The following is a 17053-nucleotide window of genomic DNA, read 5'->3' as shown; positions in this document are numbered from 1 at the left end:
GCCACGATGCGTGGGAGGCGTGTCATGCACGGCGGTGATCCTGTCCTGGACCGGGTCGGGGAGAAGGGCGCAGGACCGGCGGGCGCCGGTCGAGCGCTGCTCGGGGACCTGGTGGACACCGTCGTCCGGCTGGCGCCGGGCGCCGACGCGTGCGGGCTGACGGTGCAGCGGGCCGGGGGCCCGCTGACGATCGCCAGTGCCGGCGAGCTGGCCCGGCTGGGTGATGCCCAGCAGTACGAGCTGGGCGTCGGGCCGTGCCTGGAGTCGATGCGCGAGGGCGTGGTCGTGGCCGTGCCGGACATGGTCGCCGAGCGCCGGTGGGGTGGGTACCCGGCCCGCGCGGTGGCCGCAGGAGTGCGGGCCACCCTGTCCCTCCCGCTCCCCGGCGGGGAGACCCCGGGCGCGCTGAACCTGTACGCGCGCACCCCCGGGGCCCTCGGCGACGCCGACCGGCAGATCGGCCAGCAGTGGGCCGACCTCCTCGCCGGAGCGCTGGCGACGACGCAGTCGCTGGAGGAGCACCGCGACCAGGTGGGCCAGCTCGAGCAGGCCCTGGTCAGCCGGACGGTGATCGGGCAGGCCACCGGTCTGCTGATGGCCCGGGCCGACTGCGACGCCGCCGTCGCCCTGGAGGCGCTCAAGCGGCAGAGCCAGCACACCAACCGCAAGCTGCGCGAGGTGGCCGAGGAGCTGGTCGCGGCCCACGAGCGCGGCGCCCGCACCACGGCCGGACCGGCCGGGGGCTAGGCCGGTCGGACCCCTGCGCCGGGGTGCAGCCGGGCGGCGACGAGGGCGACGTCGTCGGCGGGGTGGCCGTCGACCAGCCGGTGCAGCACCTCGTCGCACAGCTGCTCCAGGTCCCGGCCGGCCAGCTCCACGAGGAGGTCCTGCAGGCGGGCCACCCCGCGGGCGACGTCCTCGCCCGGGCGCTCGACCAGGCCGTCGGTGAACAGCAGCACCGTCGAGCCCTGGTCCAGGGTGACCACGACGTCCCCCCGGGTGCAGCCGGCGTCCACCCCCAGCAGCAGGTGCCCGGCCGGGTCGGGGACGGGGACCGCCGCGCCCCGGGAGTCCACGACCACCGGGGCCGGGTGCCCGGCGCTGGCCCACCGCAGCCGGGTGGTCCCGCGGCACGGGTCGTCCGGGTCCTGCTCCAGCCGGGCCAGGCCGACCGTGGCGTAGGTGCGCAGGTCGAGCTGGGCGATCGCGGTGTCCAGGGTGGCCAGCGCCGCCGTCGGACCGGGGCTGCCGGCCACCACGATGCCGCGCAGCAGGCTGCGCAGCTGGCCCATCGCCGCGGCTGCGTGGATGTCGTGGCCCACGACGTCCCCGATCACCAGGTTCACCGCGCCGTCGGCCTGCAGGAAGGCGTCGTACCAGTCACCGCCCACCTGCGCGGCGTGCGAGGCCGGCAGGTAGCGGACGGCGAGCTGGACCCCGCGCGGCGCCGTCGGGGCGCTGAGCATGGAGCGCTGCAGGGTCTCGGCGACGGCCCGGCTGCTGGCGGCGGCCCGGCGCTCGGCCGCGATGCCCCGGATCCGGCGGACGGCGTCCCCCGCCTGGCTGGCCAGCGCCTCCACCAGCTGCGCCTCGTCGTCCCCGGGTGGCCGTGGTCGGTCCCAGGTCGCCAGCAGCGCACCGAGGACCCGGCCGGCGCCGCGGACCGGGGCGGCCAGCCAGGTGGCCGACCCGGGCAGCTCGACCTCGGCACCGGTCTCCGCCGACCACCTGCGGGCACCGTCCGGCCCGGTCAGGGCGACCGGTCGGTCGTGCTGCACCACCCAGCTGCACAACGCCCGCGCGCCGGCCGCGGCACCGTCGGTCCGGGCCCCGGCGACGGTCAGCCGGACGACGGAGGAGCTGTCCTCGCGCAGCGCCAGGGCGCCGCCGACCGCGCCCAGCGCGGCCAACCCGGTGCCGGCGACGACGTCGGTGACCTCCTGGACCGTCTCGACCGCGCCGAGCTGCACGGCGACCTCGGCCAGGGCGGCCAACCGGCGGGCGGTGGCCTCCTGCGCGGCGAGCGCGCTGCGCAGCTCGCGGGTGCCGGCGAACAGGTCGGCCTCGAGCTCGTCGACGCGGGCCCAGGGATCGCACCCGTCGGGCGCCCCGGGCCGCGCCCGTCCGGCCACGAGGTCGGCCACGTAGTCGGTCACGTCCATGACCCGTTGCAGCACCCACCGGGTGGTCCCGCCGGGGCCGCGGACCGGGACGCTGGTGAGGGACCAGGTGCGGCGGCGGACCTGACCGGTGGTCTGGTCGAGCACGTCGTACCGGAACATCGGCAGCGGGTCGGGCACCCCGGTGTCCCGGGCGCGCTCGAAGGACCGCTGCAGCGGGTTGCCGCCGTCGTCGTCCAGGGTGTCCGGCGACGGGGGGAACGCGTCGAAGACGTACCGGCCGACCAGCTCCGCGCGCGTGCGGCCCAGCAGGTGCAGGTAGGCCGGGTTGGCGTCCAGGATCACCAGCTCGGGGGACATCACGAGGTAGGCGGTCGGCAGGGCGGAGAACAGGGCGGCGAAGTCCAGCCCGGCAGCGTCCGCGGTCACGGCGGTGGCCTCTCGTGGCGCTGCGCCGGTGGCACTCGACGCAGCGCCGCCCATCCTGCCCGGTCCGGTCGGCGAGGGGAACAACCGGTGTGTACGGCGGTGGAGCGCCGGGGCAGGAAGAGCGGAGATGGTGTCCCGAGGAGAGGAGGTCGACCGTGCTGGACACGTTCCGGGCCGCGATGGCCGCATCGGCGGGGGGGCTGCCGGCGGCGGAGCTGGTGCCGCAGCGGTTGGCCGAGGCGGCCGCCCAGGTGCTGCCGGTCGCCGGGGTCGGGCTGAGCCTGTACTTCGCCACCGGTCGCCGGCTGCCGCTGGGTGCCAGCGACCCGGTGGCCGCGTCCGCCGAGCGCCTGCAGTTCACCGTGGGCGAGGGCCCGTGCCTGTCCGCGCACGCCGAGCAGCGGGCGCTGGTCGCCGACGAGGCCGAGCTGGCGGAGCGGTGGCCGGTCTTCACCGCGGAGCTGGTCGCCCGCACCCCGGTCCGCGGCGTGATCGCCCTGCCGCTGGAGGACGGGCTGGCCGAGGTGGGCGTGCTGGACCTCTACGTGGTCCCGCCGCACCGGGTCGGCGAGCTGTCGGTCTCCGACGCCCTGGTGGTGACCCGGGAGGTCACCCGGGTGTTCCAGGAGGCGAACGGGCCCGGTCGGCCCGGGGGTCCGGCGTGGCTGGACTCCCCGGCCGCCCAGCGCCGGTCCCTGGTGTGGCAGGCGATGGGCTTCGTCAACGTCTCGCTGCGGGTCGACAGCCCCGAGGCGCTGGCGCTGCTGCGGGCGTACGCCTACGGGCGGGGCACCGACGTGGACGACGTCGCGGCCGCGGTGCTGGACCGCTCGCTGCCGGTGGACGCGCTGCTGGCCGAGGCCGACGCGCCCTGAGCCGGGTTCAGGCCCGGTCGGTGCCCGCCCCGGGAGCCGGCTGCTCGCGGACCACCTGGTCGATCATCTCGGCGGCGATGTCGCGCAGCTTGCGGTTGCTGTTCTGCGACCGGTGGGACAGCACCTCGAAGGCCTTGTCGGCGTCGTAGCCGTGGATGGCCATCAGGATGCCCTTGGCCTGCTCGATGCCGGCGCGCGACTCCAGCGCCAGCTGCAGGTTGGCGATCTCGGTGCGGGCCCGGTCCAGGTCGTGCATGTTGGCGATGGCGGCCGCGGCCTGACCGGCGGTGTGCATGGCCTTGGAGACCAGCAGCGGGTCGTCGAAGGCAGCGGTGCTGGTGGAGTAGAGGTTCAGCGCGGCCTGGGCGCTGTCCCCGACCGGGATCGGTACCGAGAGCGTGCTCGCCACGCCCTGCCGGGCCGCCAGCTCGGCGAAGGCCGGCCACCGGGTCTCGGTCGCGGTGTCGGAGATGACCACCGCGCGGCCGGTGACGGCGGCCTCCAGGCACGGCCCGTAGCCCAGGCCGTACTGGCACTCGTCGAGCTCGAAGGCCATCAGCCCTGTCCAGGCCGCCGAGGCGCGCCGGGGGCCGGTCGTCAGGGTCACCGAGGCCTCCTCCGCGACGGGCAGGGTGCGCTGTGCGTAGCTGGCCGCGCGGTGCAGCACCGAGGCCACCGACTCCGAGCCGAGCAGCAGCCGGCCGAGGGCGTCCACGCCCTCGCTGTCCACCGTCCCCAGCTGGGGGGTGGGCACCTGGTTCCGGGCGGCGCGGTGGGTCTCGTCGTCCATGTCGGCCGGGTCGCCGGACGAGGTGTCGGCACGGGCGTTCCGGTTCGCGTCCATCGGGGTCACATCCATCCCGGCGTCCCGGTGGGGACGCCGACGGAGGCCATCCCTCTCGGGCTGGCGGATGCGCCCTTGGTTGGACGAGCACCGCCGGGGCGGCCTGGCGATCACCGTAGTCCACCGGGAGCGCACAGGTTGGTCCTCCGGGTTGCCGGATCGCCGCGGCTGGCTAGCGTGGGGGGCGCAGTCGAGGGGCCGGCTGCGTCGTGCGAGACCACGCCGTCGCCGGCCCGTGAGCTGCCGGGCGACGGCCGCCGGGAGGCGACCACTCCATGCCGTTGCAGCAGCACCCATCCCACCCCGCCCGACCTCGTCCGCGGGTCGTGCCGCCCGCCCGTCCTGCCGAGCTCGTGCTGCACGTGGGCGGGCCCCGGCACGGCCAGGTGGACCGGATCCCGACCGACCAGCTGCGGGGACGGCTCGTCTACGCCGGTCCGCGCTGGATCGGGGTCTACCGCCGGATCGAGCCCGTGCGCACCCGCAGCACCCCGTACGGGGCTGCCCAGGTCTGGGTGGTCGACGAGGGCGACCTGCTGTCCGGGCCAGCCTCGCCGGCGCCCTGTTTGACCGACGAGACCTGAGCCCCCGTGTCTGGCGGCCTGACCGTGTATAGCACCGTTTCCGCAGGGCGCGGCGAGTCGCGGGGAGGGGTCGCCCGGCTCCGGCCCGCGCGTCAGGCGGCGTCGAGCTGCGGGTACAGCGCGCCGACGCCGCCCGCGAGGCCCTGCTGCACCTGCCGGCTGACGTCGTCGAACAGGACCTCGTGCGCGCCGGCGGCGACGGCGTCGAGCAGGGCGCGGGCGACGTCGGCCGGGTCGGACTTCGGGTCCTGGACGCCGGCGGCCATCTCGGTGTCCATGTAGCCCACGTGCAGCGCGGTCACGGTGACGCCGCGGGGCGCGAGCTCCTGGCGGATGCCGTTGGTCATCGACCAGGCGGCGGACTTGGCCGCGGCGTAGGCCCCGACCGCCGGGAAGGAGACCCAGCTCAGCGCGGACAGGACGTTGGCCACCGCGCCGCCGTGCTCGACCAGGGACGGCAGGAAGGCGCGGGTGACGGCCAGCGAGCCCAGGTAGTGGGTCTCCAGCTCGACCCTGAGGTCGTCGAGCGGGCTGGTGAGCAGGTCGGCGCCCGTCGAGCTGCCTGCGTTGTTGACCAGCAGGTCGACCCCCGGTGCGGCGGCCGCGGCCGCGGCGACCGAGGCAGGGTCGGTGACGTCGAGCTGGACCGGGGTCACCCCGGCCAGGTCCACCGACCGGGGGTCGCGGGCGCCGGCGTAGACGGTGGCGCCGCGGCGGACGAGCTCGGCGGCGAGGTGCCGGCCGAGGCCGCGGTTGGCGCCGGTCACGAAGGCGGTGCTGGTGGACAGGTCACGGACGGTGGGCACGGGGGCTCCTCGGTACAGCTGGCGCACGTGGGATGAAGCCAGCGTAGACCGGCTGGCTGAACCAGCAGCAAGTCAGGGGTACGCTCGGCCTCGTGGACGACTTCCTGGGCGAGCGGGACACCTGGACGTCGGAGGGGTGCTCGATCGCCGGGGCGCTGGACCTCGTCGGCGCCCGCTCGACGCTGCTGCTGCTGCGCGAGGCCAGCCTGGGGACCACCCGGTTCGGCGACTTCGTCAGCCGGGTCGGCCTCAGCGAGCCGATGGCCGCCCGGCGGCTGAAGGACCTGGTCGGCGAGGGGTTGCTGGAGCGGCGCAGCTACCGCGAGCCGGGCAGCCGGGCGCGCGAGGAGTACCGGCTGACCGCGAAGGGGCAGGCGCTGGTGCCGGTGCTGATGGCGCTGCGGCAGTGGGGCGACGAGTACGCCAGCCCCGAGGCCGGGCCGACGCTGCGGATGGCGCACGCCGACTGCGGTGCCGAGCTGCGGGTCGAGGTCCGGTGCGCGGCCGGGCACCGGGTGGGTCGGGGTGAGGTCGAGGTGACCCCCGGGCCAGGCCTGGTGCGTCGCTGACTTGCTCTGACTGAAGCCAGCGGTACTGTCCGCGGCATGTCGACCGCACCGTCCCCGCCCGCCCCGACGGTGCACCGCTGGGACCCCACCTGGCGGTCCTTCGCGGCGGTGCAGGGCGGCGTCGTGGTCGGCGCGCTGCTGTCCTCGGCGCTCGCCTGCGTGCAGGACCACGGCCGGCCGGGCCAGGAGGTCCGGGTGCGGACGGCGGCCACCCACCTGCTGGCCCCCGTCGTCCCGGACGCCGACCTGGAGGTCCGGTCGGTCCCCGAGCGCCTGGGCGCGACGTCGAGCATCCGGGTCGAGGCGCGCCAGGCCGGCGTGCTGTGCGCCGTGGCCCAGGTGCTGCTGTCCTCGTCGCCGGCCGGGGCGCCGGCGGAGGGCCCCGTCCCGGTCCCGGAGCTGCCCGCGGACGCCGTGGGCCCGGCCGCGGCGGAGGAGCTGGTGCTGCCGGTGGCCTACGTGCCGATGAGCCAGCACCTGGACTTCCGCGTGGTCGGTACCGGCCGACCGCTGGCCGGGGGCAGCGAGCCGCGGCTGACGGTCTGGTGCCGGGTCCGGCCCTCGGCCGGGGTGACCGACCCGCTCGTCGCCCTGGGCCTGGTGGTCGACGCCCTGCCGCCGAGCCTGTTCGCCGTCCGGACCGAGCCCGTGGGACTGCCGACGGTGGAGCTGACGATGCACCTGGTGGGCCCGCCGCCGCCGGTCGGCGCCTGGGTCCGGGTGGACCAGTGGACGGCCTGGAGCGACGGCTGGTCGTGCGTGGACGAGGCGGACCTGCACGACGAGCAGGGCCGGCTGGTCGCGACCGCGCGGCAGTCCCGCCGCCTCCCGCGCGGCTAGGGCCGCCAGGTTCCCCGGCGGAGCAGCCGCAGACCGTTCAGCGCCACCAGGATCGTGGACCCCTCGTGCCCGGCCACGCCCAGCGGCAGCGGCAGGTGGCCGACCAGGTCCCAGGTCGCCAGCGCCACGACGACCAGGCCGGCGACCACCAGGTTCTGCACCACCAGCCGCCGCGCCCGCCGGGACAGGGCGACCAGCGCCGGCAGCGTGCCCAGGTCGTCCCGGACCACCACGACGTCGGCGCTGGCCACCGCGAGGTCGGAGCCGATGCCGCCCATCGCCACCCCGACCTCGGCGGCGGCCAGGGCCGGCGCGTCGTTGACCCCGTCGCCGACCACCAGCACCCGGTGGCCCTGCGCCTGCAGCTCCCGGACCGCGGCGACCTTGTCCCCGGGCAGCAGCCCGGCCCGCACGTCGGTGATGCCCAGCTCGGCGGCCAGGGTCCCGGCCGCGCGCGCGGTGTCCCCGGTGAGCAGCACGGGGGAGCGGCCCAGCAGCCCCCGCAGCGCGGTCACGGTGCCGGCGGCGGAGGGCCGGAGCCGGTCGGCCAGCGCCAGCCAGCCGGCCGGGTCGCCGTCCACGGTGACCGCGACGACCGTGCGGCCGCGCGCCTGCTCGGCGGCGGCACCGGGCGGGCCGTCGTCCGTGGCCGAACCGACCGCGACCACCCGGCCGTCCACCGTCCCGACGACCCCGCGGCCGACGGCCGCCCGGAAGCCCTGCACCGGCCGGGTCGCCAGGCCGCGCTCCCGCGCCGCGGCGAGCACCGCCCGCCCGACCGGGTGCTCGCTGGGCACCTCGACCGACGCCGCCAGGGACAGCAGCTCGGACTCCGCCCACCCCGGCCCGGCGCCGACGGCCACCACGGCCGGCGTCCCGTCGGTGAGCGTGCCGGTCTTGTCCAGCACGACGGCGGTGACGCTGCCCAGGCCCTCCATGGCCACCGCCGAGGTGACCAGCACGCCGTGCCGCCCAGAGGTCGCGATCGCCGACAGCAGCGGCGGCATCGTGGCCAGCACGAGCGCGCAGGGCGACGCCACGATCATGAAGGTCATCGCCCGCAGCAGCGCGCTCTGCAGGTCGGCGCCCAGCAGCAGCGGGACGGCGAAGACCGCCAGCGTGGCGACGACGACGCCCACGGAGTACCGCTGCTCCACCTTCTCGATGAACAACTGCGTGCCGGCCTTGGTCTCCGACGCCTGGGCCACCAGGTCGGCGATCCGGGCCACCACGCTGTCGTGCGCCGGCCGGCCCACCTCGACGGTGAGCGTCCCGGTGCCGTTGACGGTGCCGGCGAAGACCTCGTCGCCGGGCTGCTTGTCCGCCGGCAGCGGCTCGCCGGTCACCGAGGCCTGGTCGACCTCCGAGGCTCCCTCGACGACCGTGCCGTCGGCGGGTAGCCGGTCGCCGGGGCGGACCAGCACCCGGTCGCCGACCTCGAGCTCCGCGGCCGGGACCGTGGACTCCCGGCCGTGCTCGAGCCGGCAGGCCTGCTCCGGGGCCAGGTCGGTGAGCGCCCGGACGGCGTCGCGGGTGCGCCGGGTGGCGAAGGCCTCCAGCGCGCCGGACGTCGCGAAGATGACGATCAGCAGGGCGCCGTCGAAGACCTGGCCGATGGCCGCGGCGCCGAGGGCGGCCACCACCATGAGCAGGTCGACGTCCAGCGTTCGCTCCCGCAGCGCCTGCACGCCGGCCACCGCCGGTTCCCAGCCGCCCGCGGCGTAGCAGGCCAGGTACGCCGCCCACCAGACCACGGCGGGTGCCCCGGCCAGCTGCAGCAGCACGCCGACCGCGAAGAGCCCCAGCGACACCGCCGCCCAGCGGACCTCCGGCAGCGTCCAGGCCACCGCCAGGCGGGGGCGCCGGTCGACGAGCACGGGCCGGTCGGCGGTCGTGGCGGTCACGACTGCCACGCTACCTGCGCATCCGTGAAGGCACGCATGTGGTCAGGTGGCCGACCGAGCGCGGACCGGGTCACCGGGGGAGGGTGGGCCGACCGGTCCGCAGCGTCGCGGACCGCGGACGAGGGGGCACCCGTGACCGACTTCTACACCGCACCGCAGCGGACCTGGCAGGACCACTTCGGCTCCCGCCCGCTGGCCGACCGGCTCGAGGCCGCGGTCGTCGCCGACCGGCTCGACGACGGGTCGGCGGCGTTCATCGCCTCCCGGGACTTCTTCTTCCTGTCCACCGTGGACGGGCAGGGCCGGCCCACGGTGTCCTACAAGGGCGGGCCCACCGGCGTCGTCGCCGTCCTGGACGAGCGCACGCTGGCCTTCCCGCACTACGACGGCAACGGCATGTTCCTGTCGATGGGCAACGCGACCGAGACCGGGCAGGTGGGCCTGCTGTTCATCGACCTGGAGACCCCGGACCGGGTCCGGGTGCAGGCCACCGCCACCGTCAGCGCGGACGACGAGCTGCTGGCCCGCTGGCCCGGTGCCACGCTGGTCACCCGGGCCGTCGTCGACGAGGTGTTCCCCAACTGCGGCCGGTACGTGCACGTGCACCAGCGGGTCCGGGCCAGCGAGTACGTCCCCGATGCCGGCGGCGACGCGCCCCGCCCCTCGTGGAAGCGGCTGGACGTGGTGCAGGACGTGCTGCCCGACGCCGCCCGCACCGCCGGGGAGGGCGGCCCGATCACCTTCGAGGAGTACGTGGGCAAGGTGCGGTCCGGCACCTCCTGAGAGGGTGGGGTCGTGTCGGTCGCCGCGCTCGTCCTCGCCGCCGGGGGCGGCTCCCGCTACGGCATGCCCAAGGCACTGGTCGAGCACGAGGGGTCGCTGTTCGTCGAGCGGGCCGTGCGGACGGCGCGCACGGTCTGCGACCCCGTGCTGGTCGTGCTCGGCGCCGCGATGGTCGAGGTGTGGCAGCGCGCCGACCTGGACGGCGCGACCGTGGTCGGCAACCGCGACTGGGAGACCGGCATGGCGTCCTCGCTGCGCACCGGCATCCAGGGGCTGCAGGCCCTGGGCGGCGGCATCGAGGCGGCTTTGATCATGCTGGTCGACGTCCCCGGCATGACCGCCGAGGCGCTGGCGCGGATCAGCGGGCACGCCGCGCCCGACGCGCTCGTCGTCCCGACCTACGACGGCGTCCCGGGACACCCGGTGCTGATCGGCCGGGACCACTGGGCCGGCGTGGCCGCCTCGGCGACCGGGGACGAGGGCGCCCGGGCCTACCTGCGCGACCACGAGGTCACCGAGGTCGACTGCACCGGCCTGGCCGACCCGGCCGACTGGGACGTCCCGCCGAGTACGGTCCAGCCGTGATCGCCACCATCAGCGACCAGCCCCTGGACGTCGCCGCGCACGAGGCCGCCGCGGCCCACCCGGCCGCCGGGGCCACGGTCAGCTTCGCCGGCGTCGTCCGCGACCACGACGGCGGACGCGGCGTCACCGAGCTGGAGTACGTCGGCCACCCGACCGCGCAGGCGCTGGTCGAGGAGATCGCCGCGGAGTTCGCCGCCCGGCCCGAGGTGCACGCCGTGGCGGTCAGCCACCGGGTGGGCCTGCTCGCGATCGGCGACGTGGCCCTGGCCTGCGCGGTCTCCACCAGCCACCGTGGCCAGGCGTTCGCCGCCTGCGCGGAGCTCGTCGACGAGATCAAGGCCCGGCTGCCGATCTGGAAGCGCCAGGTGTTCACCGACGGGGCCGAGGAATGGGTGTCCTGCCCCTAGGCTGAGCGCCGTCGGGAAAGGGGACCCGGGTGGTGCGGCAGGCGGGTACAGGTGTTCTCGAGGGGATGCCCATGGGCTTCCTGCAGTTCGCCGCCGACTGGACGATCACCTACGTCAACGCCGGCGCCGAGCGGACCTTCCGCCGCAACCGGGCCGACCTGCTCGGCCGCAACGCCTGGCAGGCCTTCCCCGGCAACGAGGAGAGCGCCTTCGGCCGCACCTACCGGCGGGTCGCCCGGACCCGGGTGCCCGAGGTGGCCGAGGCCTTCTCCGCGGCGCTGGGTGCGTGGTTCGAGGTCCGCGTCGTGCCCGCCGAGCAGGGCGGGATCAACGTCTTCTTCACCGACACCACGCAGCGGCACCGGGCGCAGGAGCGGCTGGCGGTGCTGGCCCAGGTCAGCGCCGAGGTCGTCGGGTCGCCCGACGCCGTGCAGAGCATGAGCCGCATCCCCCGCCTGCTGGTGCCGGTGCTGGCGGACTGGGCCGTGGTGACCGTGCTGGACGACGCCGGCCGCCCCCGGGACGTCGGGTGCTGGCACGCCGACGCCGAGCTGCGGCCGGTGCTGGAGCGGTACAGCGAGCTGCGGCTGGGGGCCCTGCCCTCGACCACCCCGCTGATCCGGTCGATGCAGGCCCAGGAGCCGATGCCGGTCACCGCCGCGGAGGTCGCCGACAGCCTGCCGCCCGGCGAGGCCCGCCGGCTGCAGGCGCAGCTGGCCACCGGCACGGGGTTCTACCTGCCCCTGCTCGGCCGGGGGCGCACGCTGGGCGTGATCACCCTCTGGTGGTCGGCCGGGCACGCCCCCGCGCCGGAGGACCTCGCCGCCGCCCGGGAGTGCGCCGACCGGATCGGGCTGGCGTTGGACAACGGCCGGCTCTACCGCCAGCAGGCCGCCCTCGCCGAAGAGCTGCAGCGCAGCCTGCTGACCCAACCGTTCCGGCCCGCCGGGGCCGAGGTCGCCGTCCGGTACACCCCGGCGGCCGAGGCGGCCCGGGTCGGCGGGGACTGGTACGACGCCTTCCGCTCGCCCAGCGGCGCGATGACCCTGGTCATCGGCGACGTCGTCGGGCACGACACGGCGGCCGCCGCGGCGATGGGTCAGCTGCGCGGGCTGCTGCGCGGCATCGCCACCTACTCCGACGCCGGGCCCGGCGAGGTGCTGCGCGGGCTCGACGTGGCGATGGACCACCTGGACTTCCCGACGCTGGCCACCTGCGCGGTCGCCCGGCTGACGGAGGTCGAGGGCGGCGGCGCGACCATGGTCTGGTCCAGCGCGGGCCACCTGTCCCCGGTCGTGCTGCACGCCGACGGCTCGCTGGGCGCACCGGACCCCTGGCAGGGCGACCTGCTGCTCGGCGTGGACGGCCTGGCCGCGCGGCACGAGCACGTGGTCGCGCTGCCGCCGGGGTCGACGGTGCTGATGTTCACCGACGGCCTGGTCGAGCGCCGGCACGAGGACCTCGACACCGGGCTGGCCCGGCTGCGCGCGGTGGTCGCCGAGCTCGCCGGCTGCCCGCTGGACGTGCTGTGCGACCAGGTCGTCGAGCGGCTGGTGCACGGCCGGCCGGACGACGATGTCGCGCTGGTCGCCGTCCGGCTGCGCTGAGCCGCCGGCCGGTCAGTCCGTCAGCGGGCGCCGGCGAGGCCGTCGTCGTCGGGGTGCCGGCGCTGCTGGTCGGCGCGCTCGGCGGCCTCCTCGTCGGCCTCGCCCTCCAGTCGGCGGGCCTCCCCGGCGACCTCGGCGGCGGCGTCGCCGTGCGACTCGCCGTAGACCTCCGTCGCCCGCCCGAGCAGCTCCTCCGCCTTGGCCTTGGCCTTGTCGAACACGCTCATCCCAGTGCTCCTCTCATCGGTGGGCCGAATCCCTGATCTCGCCGACCAGCTCCTCGAGGATGTCCTCCAGGGCGACGACGCCGAGCACCCGGCCTTCGTCCACGACGGCGGCGAGCTGGGCCCGGCCGGCCTGCATCGTCTGCAGCGTCGTCCGCAGGTCGGTGGTGGCGTCCACCCGGGGCAGCGGGCGGGTGATGTCGGCGACCCGGACGTCGGGCTCGCCCTCGGCCACCAGCACGTCCTTGAGGTGGACGTACCCGGTGAGCTCGTCGCCGACGAGGACCGGGAACCGGGAGAACCCGGTGGTGGCCGCCAGCTGCTCCACGACCAGCCCGTCGTCGTCCGGGGCCAGCACGGCCAGCTCGGCGCGGGGGATGAGCACCGAGCGGGTGTCCCGGTCCTCCAGGGTCAGCGCGCCGGTCAGCAGGTCGTGGTCGGCGGCGTCCAGCAGCCCGCCCTCGCGGGACTGGTCGAGCAGCCCGGCGACCTCGTCGCGGGTGAAGGAGCTGGCGACCTCGTCCTTGGGCTCGACGCCGACCAGCCGCAGGACGGCGTTGGCGATCGCGTTCATGGCCAGCAGGAACGGCTTGAGCACCGTCGCCACGATCTTCAGCGGCGGGGCCAGCGCCAGCGCGGCCCGGTCGGGGCCGGCCAGCGCCAGGTTCTTGGGCACCATCTCGCCGATCACCACGTGCAGCGCGACGACCACCGACAGCGCGATGGCGAACGAGATCGGGTAGACGGCGCCCTCGGGCACCCGCAGCGCCGCGAACACCGGCTCCAGCAGGTGTGCCACGGCGGGCTCGCCGATCGCGCCCAGCCCCAGCGAGCAGACCGTGATGCCCAGCTGGGCGGCGGCCATCATCAGCGAGACCTGCTCCATGGCGGCCAGCGTGGTGCGGGCACGGCGGGAGCCGGCCTCGGCCAGCGGCTCGATGGACGACCGGCGCGCGGAGATCAGCGCGAACTCGGCGGCCACGAAGAAGGCGTTGGCGCCCAGCAGGACGACGGCCACGACGAGCCCGATCCAGTCGCTCATCGGGTCGCCCCCTCCTCGACGGCGGCGGGCGCGGTCTCCTCGCCGACGGGCGGGATCTCCCCGACCAGCACCCGGTCGACCCGGCTGCCCTCCAGGGCGACCACCTCGAGCCAGACACCGCCCAGGCCGGTCTCGTCGTCGACGTCGTCGGCCAGCTCGGGCGGCAGCTCGCGCATGACCTCGACCCGGTCGCCGACCTCGGGCATCCGGCCGAGCTGGCGGAGCACCAGCCCGCCGAGGGTCTCGTAGCTGTGGTCGTCGGGGACCTGCAGGCCGGTGGCCTCGCGGACCTCGTCCGGGCGCAGCAGGCCGCTGGCCGACCAGGTGCCGTCCTCCAGGTCGGTCAGGCCGGGGACCTCCGGCTCGTCGTGCTCGTCGGCGACCTCGCCGACCAGCTCCTCGACCAGGTCCTCGACGGTGACCACGCCGTCGGTGCCGCCGTACTCGTCGACCAGCACGGCCATCTGCAGGCTGCCCTGCCGGAGGTCGGTCAGCAGGTCGTCCAGCCGTCGGCTGGTGGGCACGTGCAGCGCGGGCACCATCACCGACGCGACGCTCGCCGTGCGGCGGTCGGCGCGGGGGACGGACAGCGCGTGTTTCACGTGGACCAGCCCGACGACGTCGTCCACGCCGTCGCCGACCACCGGGAAGCGGGAGTGCCCGGACTCGCGGGCGGCGTCCAGCACGGCCGAGACGGCGGCGTCGGCCGGGATGGTGGTCATCTGCAGCCGGCGGGTGGCCACGTCGGAGGCGCGCAGCTCGCCGAAGGCCAGGCTGCGGGTGAGCAACTGGGCGGTGGTCGCCTCCAGCGTGCCCTGGCTGCTGGACCGGCGGACCAGCGACGTCAGCTCCTCGGGGGACCGGGCCGAGGCCAGCTCCTCCTGCGGCTCGATGCCGAACAGCCGGCGCAGGACGGCGTTGGCCCAGCCGTTCAGCGCCCGGATCACCAAGGAGGTCGACCGGGTGAAGCCGCGCTGGAAGCCGGAGACCGCGCGGGCGGTGCGCAGCGGCTCGGACAGCGCGATGTTCTTGGGCACCAGCTCGCCGAACACCATGGTCAGCCCGGTGGCCAGCACCAGGGCCAGTGTGATCGAGACCGACCGAGCGGCCCCCTCGCCCAGCCCGGCGGCGCCCAGCGGGCCGCGCAGCAGGGCGGCGATGGAGGGCTCGGCGACGAAGCCGACGGCCAGGTTGGTGACGGTGATGCCGAGCTGGGCGCCCGACAGCTGGGTGGACAGCGTCTGCAGGGCAGCCAGGACGCCCTCGGAGCCCTTGTCGCCGTCGGCGACCTGGCGCTCGACCGTGGCGCGGTCGACGGTGACCAGGGAGAACTCGAAGGCGACGAACGCGGCGCAGGCGGCGATCAGCACGACCCCGACGAGCACGAGGAGCCACTCGATCACGGCGCGCTCCGGGCAGATGTCTCAGGACTGTGAGGCAACGAGCTCACGAGCGGGGTGGATCAGCCTCCGGCGAAGGGGGGCAGCACGTCGACGACCGCCCCGGGTGAGAGCACCAACGTACGGTCCCTCGTCGACGTTCCGTCCACCAGGAACGAACACGCCGTCAACACCCGTTCGAGTCTCTCGCCGTGCGCGTCGACGATCTGGCCCACCAGCTCGTCCAGCGAACCGGCGTCCCGGGTCTCGGTGTCCACGCCGACCGCGGCGCGGGCCCCGGCGAAGTAGCGCACGGTGACCGTGTTGCCCTGGCCCACCGCTCAGCCGCCGATCGCCGACATGGGGCGCGAGGGCTGCAGGAACGACGGGTCGTCGATCCCGTGGCCGGGCAGCTTGGTCAGCGTGGCGATCCGCCAGCGGTCGGCCAGCTCCTGGTCGGTGGCGCCGTCCCGCATCGCCGTCCGCAGGTCGGACTCCTCGCGGGCGAACAGGCAGTTGCGGATCTGGCCGTCGGCGGTGAGCCGGGTGCGGTCGCAGGCGCCGCAGAAGCTGCGGGTGACGGAGGCGATGACGCCGACGGTGAGGTCGGTGCCGTCGACCAGCCAGCGCTCGGCCGGGGCCGCGCCGCGCTCCTCGACGTCCGGGGTGAGGGTGTGCGTGGCCGACAGCTTGGCCAGGATGTCCTCGGCGGTCACCATCTCGGCGCGGGTCCACGCGTGGTGGGCGTCCAGCGGCATCTGCTCGATGAAGCGCAGCTCGTAGCCGTGCTCGAGGCAGTACTCCAGCAGCGGGACGGCGTCGTCCTCGTTGATGCCCTTGAGCAGCACCGTGTTCACCTTGACCGGGGTGAGCCCGGCCTCCTTGGCGGCCTTGAGGCCGGCCAGCACGTCGGGCAGCCGGTCGCGGTGGGTGAGCTGCTTGAACCGGTCGCGGTCCAGGGTGTCCAGGCTGACGTTGAGCCGGTCCAGCCCGGCGGCGGCCAGGGCCGGCGCCATCCGGGACAGGCCCACGGCGTTGGTGGTCAGGCTGACCTCGGGCCGGGGCAGCAGCGCGGTCGTGGCCGCGACGATGCCGGGCAGGCCGGGGCGCAGCAGCGGCTCGCCGCCGGTGAACCGGACCTCCTCGATGCCCAGGTGCTCCACGCCGATGCGGACCAGCCGGACGACCTCGTCGTCGGTCAGCTGCTCGACCTTGGGCAGCCAGTCCAGGCCCTCGGGCGGCATGCAGTAGCTGCAGCGCAGGTTGCACCGGTCGGTCAGCGAGACCCGCAGGTCGGTCGCGGTGCGGCCGTGCCGGTCGACCAGCCCGCCGCTGCCCGGGGCGGGTGCGGGCATGCGGACCACCGGGTCGGGGAGCGGGCTCGGCGTCGTCACCCTCCCGACTGTAGAGCCGCCCGGTCGCGGGCTCGTCACGGCTGTGTCCGCGGTCACCCCTGCTTCCGCGGCTGCGGATCTCCGGGCTCCCACAGCCCGCACCGGCGGGTTGCAGCACGTTGCTCAGTGCGTGAGCGTCAGCTTCAGGACGACGACGAGCAGCGCCACCGCCGCGGCCACCACACCCATCAGCACGGCCCGGCCCAGCGGGACGTCGGCCTGCAGGCGCCGGTAGACCAGCCCGATGCCGGCCACCCGGACCAGCCCGACGGCAGCGGCCAGCGACTGCCCCCACACCTCCGGGGGCCAGCCCAGCGCGGTGGCCAGCAGGACGAGCGCGGGCAGCGACCCCGAGCTGAGGATGGGCGTGGCGTCCCGGACGGCGTGGGAGAGCTGCCGGTGCTGACCGCCGGTGAGCAGCGATCCGACCGAGTGCGCGAGCACGTGCGCCAGGTAGGTCGACAGCACGGTGCCCACGACCAGCAGCACCGCGGCGCCGTCGTCCACCGCCTCGGGCGAGGTGCCGACCACCGCGGCCAGCACGAGCACGGTGCCGTAGACGTAGGCGGTGACCCGGCTCTCCGCGCGGTGCGGGTCGACGTCGTCCCGGCGGCGGGTGAGCGGGCGCAACGCGCGGGAGGTGGCCACGCGGGCATCCTGC

At 75.8% G+C, this 17053-nt stretch carries 19 protein-coding genes; 9 read left to right on the top strand and 10 right to left on the bottom strand.

Annotated elements, in window-relative coordinates; all coding sequences use genetic code 11:
- Positions 1 to 24: 24 nt before the first annotated feature.
- Positions 25 to 747: a GAF and ANTAR domain-containing protein gene (locus UXQ13_RS13660; protein WP_225233565.1), complete on the top strand. Its 723-nt coding sequence runs from the start codon at positions 25 to 27 to the stop codon at positions 745 to 747.
- Here UXQ13_RS13660 and UXQ13_RS13655 read toward each other — a convergent pair.
- Positions 744 to 2549, bottom strand: a complete 1806-nt coding sequence (locus UXQ13_RS13655) for a SpoIIE family protein phosphatase (RefSeq protein WP_225233564.1) — start codon at positions 2547 to 2549, stop codon at positions 744 to 746. The genes UXQ13_RS13660 and UXQ13_RS13655 overlap by 4 nt on opposite strands.
- Positions 2550 to 2704: 155 nt before the next feature.
- On the opposite strand from UXQ13_RS13655, the gene UXQ13_RS13650 reads away from it, so the two are divergent.
- The gene (locus UXQ13_RS13650; RefSeq protein ID WP_225233563.1) at positions 2705 to 3424 is read left to right on the top strand and encodes an ANTAR domain-containing protein; all 720 of its coding nucleotides are present in this window, start codon (positions 2705 to 2707) and stop codon (positions 3422 to 3424) included.
- Between the two features lie 7 nt (positions 3425 to 3431).
- On the opposite strand, the gene UXQ13_RS13645 is transcribed toward UXQ13_RS13650, so the two are convergent.
- The gene (locus tag UXQ13_RS13645) at positions 3432 to 4268 is read right to left on the bottom strand and encodes a GAF and ANTAR domain-containing protein (RefSeq protein ID WP_225233562.1); all 837 of its coding nucleotides are present in this window, start codon (positions 4266 to 4268) and stop codon (positions 3432 to 3434) included.
- A 326-nt stretch (positions 4269 to 4594) separates the two neighbouring features.
- Between UXQ13_RS13645 and UXQ13_RS13640 the strand changes: the two genes are divergently transcribed.
- The gene (locus UXQ13_RS13640) at positions 4595 to 4852 is read left to right on the top strand and encodes a hypothetical protein (protein WP_225233561.1); all 258 of its coding nucleotides are present in this window, start codon (positions 4595 to 4597) and stop codon (positions 4850 to 4852) included.
- 92 nt (positions 4853 to 4944) lie between these two features.
- Here UXQ13_RS13640 and UXQ13_RS13635 read toward each other — a convergent pair whose 3' ends face one another.
- Positions 4945 to 5658 carry an SDR family oxidoreductase gene (locus tag UXQ13_RS13635; protein ID WP_225233560.1) on the bottom strand — a complete coding sequence of 238 codons (714 nt, stop codon included), beginning with the start codon at positions 5656 to 5658 and terminating at the stop codon, positions 4945 to 4947.
- 92 nt (positions 5659 to 5750) lie between these two features.
- Here UXQ13_RS13635 and UXQ13_RS13630 point away from each other — a divergent pair, with 92 nt between their 5' ends.
- Positions 5751 to 6227: a winged helix-turn-helix transcriptional regulator gene (locus UXQ13_RS13630; protein ID WP_225233559.1), complete on the top strand. Its 477-nt coding sequence runs from the start codon at positions 5751 to 5753 to the stop codon at positions 6225 to 6227.
- Between the two features lie 36 nt (positions 6228 to 6263).
- Complete coding sequence (locus tag UXQ13_RS13625; protein WP_336392446.1) at positions 6264 to 7067, top strand: thioesterase family protein; 804 nt, start codon at positions 6264 to 6266, stop codon at positions 7065 to 7067.
- On the opposite strand, the gene UXQ13_RS13620 is transcribed toward UXQ13_RS13625, so the two are convergent.
- Complete coding sequence (locus UXQ13_RS13620) at positions 7064 to 8971, bottom strand: heavy metal translocating P-type ATPase (RefSeq protein ID WP_318249977.1); 1908 nt, start codon at positions 8969 to 8971, stop codon at positions 7064 to 7066. The genes UXQ13_RS13625 and UXQ13_RS13620 overlap by 4 nt on opposite strands.
- Positions 8972 to 9103: 132 nt before the next feature.
- Here UXQ13_RS13620 and UXQ13_RS13615 point away from each other — a divergent pair, with 132 nt between their 5' ends.
- From UXQ13_RS13615 to UXQ13_RS13600, 4 genes are all read left to right on the top strand, one after another.
- Positions 9104 to 9754 carry a pyridoxamine 5'-phosphate oxidase family protein gene (locus tag UXQ13_RS13615; RefSeq protein ID WP_225233557.1) on the top strand — a complete coding sequence of 217 codons (651 nt, stop codon included), beginning with the start codon at positions 9104 to 9106 and terminating at the stop codon, positions 9752 to 9754.
- Between the two features lie 12 nt (positions 9755 to 9766).
- Positions 9767 to 10339 carry a nucleotidyltransferase family protein gene (locus UXQ13_RS13610; RefSeq protein ID WP_225233556.1) on the top strand — a complete coding sequence of 191 codons (573 nt, stop codon included), beginning with the start codon at positions 9767 to 9769 and terminating at the stop codon, positions 10337 to 10339.
- Positions 10336 to 10746, top strand: a complete 411-nt coding sequence (locus UXQ13_RS13605; RefSeq protein WP_225233555.1) for a molybdenum cofactor biosynthesis protein MoaE — start codon at positions 10336 to 10338, stop codon at positions 10744 to 10746. Before UXQ13_RS13610 ends, UXQ13_RS13605 begins: the two co-directional genes overlap by 4 nt.
- 65 nt (positions 10747 to 10811) lie before the next feature.
- Positions 10812 to 12353 carry a SpoIIE family protein phosphatase gene (locus UXQ13_RS13600; protein ID WP_225233554.1) on the top strand — a complete coding sequence of 514 codons (1542 nt, stop codon included), beginning with the start codon at positions 10812 to 10814 and terminating at the stop codon, positions 12351 to 12353.
- A gap of 20 nt (positions 12354 to 12373) precedes the next feature.
- On the opposite strand, the gene UXQ13_RS13595 is transcribed toward UXQ13_RS13600, so the two are convergent.
- From UXQ13_RS13595 to UXQ13_RS13570, 6 genes are all read right to left on the bottom strand, one after another.
- Positions 12374 to 12580: a hypothetical protein gene (locus tag UXQ13_RS13595; RefSeq protein ID WP_225233553.1), complete on the bottom strand. Its 207-nt coding sequence runs from the start codon at positions 12578 to 12580 to the stop codon at positions 12374 to 12376.
- Positions 12581 to 12593: 13 nt separating this feature from the next.
- A complete protein-coding gene (locus tag UXQ13_RS13590; RefSeq protein WP_336392445.1) occupies positions 12594 to 13619 on the bottom strand; it encodes a hemolysin family protein in 1026 nt (341 codons plus the stop codon).
- Positions 13616 to 15022: a hemolysin family protein gene (locus UXQ13_RS13585; protein ID WP_225233551.1), complete on the bottom strand. Its 1407-nt coding sequence runs from the start codon at positions 15020 to 15022 to the stop codon at positions 13616 to 13618. Before UXQ13_RS13585 ends, UXQ13_RS13590 begins: the two co-directional genes overlap by 4 nt.
- 59 nt (positions 15023 to 15081) lie before the next feature.
- Entirely contained in the window at positions 15082 to 15336 is a 255-nt protein-coding gene (locus tag UXQ13_RS13580; protein ID WP_225233550.1) for a MoaD/ThiS family protein, read from the bottom strand.
- Between the two features lie 3 nt (positions 15337 to 15339).
- Positions 15340 to 16392, bottom strand: a complete 1053-nt coding sequence (gene moaA, locus UXQ13_RS13575; protein ID WP_336392444.1) for a GTP 3',8-cyclase MoaA — start codon at positions 16390 to 16392, stop codon at positions 15340 to 15342.
- Positions 16393 to 16515: 123 nt separating this feature from the next.
- Entirely contained in the window at positions 16516 to 17040 is a 525-nt protein-coding gene (locus UXQ13_RS13570; protein WP_225233548.1) for a hypothetical protein, read from the bottom strand.
- Between the last annotated feature and the right edge of the window lie 13 nt (positions 17041 to 17053).

It is taken from the genome of Klenkia terrae, assembly GCF_037083865.1.
Classification (GTDB): Bacteria; Actinomycetota; Actinomycetes; order Mycobacteriales; family Geodermatophilaceae; genus Klenkia; species Klenkia terrae.
This window is presented reverse-complemented; position numbering and strand designations above follow the sequence as displayed.

Coding starts and splice junctions, on each gene's coding strand:
- UXQ13_RS13595 (WP_225233553.1), bottom strand. CDS start 12,580: ATGAGCGTGTTCGACAAGGCCAAGGCCAAGGCGGAGGAGCTGCTCGGG.
- UXQ13_RS13590 (WP_336392445.1), bottom strand. CDS start 13,619: ATGAGCGACTGGATCGGGCTCGTCGTGGCCGTCGTCCTGCTGGGCGCC.
- UXQ13_RS13600 (WP_225233554.1), top strand. CDS start 10,812: ATGCCCATGGGCTTCCTGCAGTTCGCCGCCGACTGGACGATCACCTAC.
- UXQ13_RS13660 (WP_225233565.1), top strand. CDS start 25: ATGCACGGCGGTGATCCTGTCCTGGACCGGGTCGGGGAGAAGGGCGCA.
- UXQ13_RS13645 (WP_225233562.1), bottom strand. CDS start 4,268: ATGGACGCGAACCGGAACGCCCGTGCCGACACCTCGTCCGGCGACCCG.
- UXQ13_RS13625 (WP_336392446.1), top strand. CDS start 6,264: ATGTCGACCGCACCGTCCCCGCCCGCCCCGACGGTGCACCGCTGGGAC.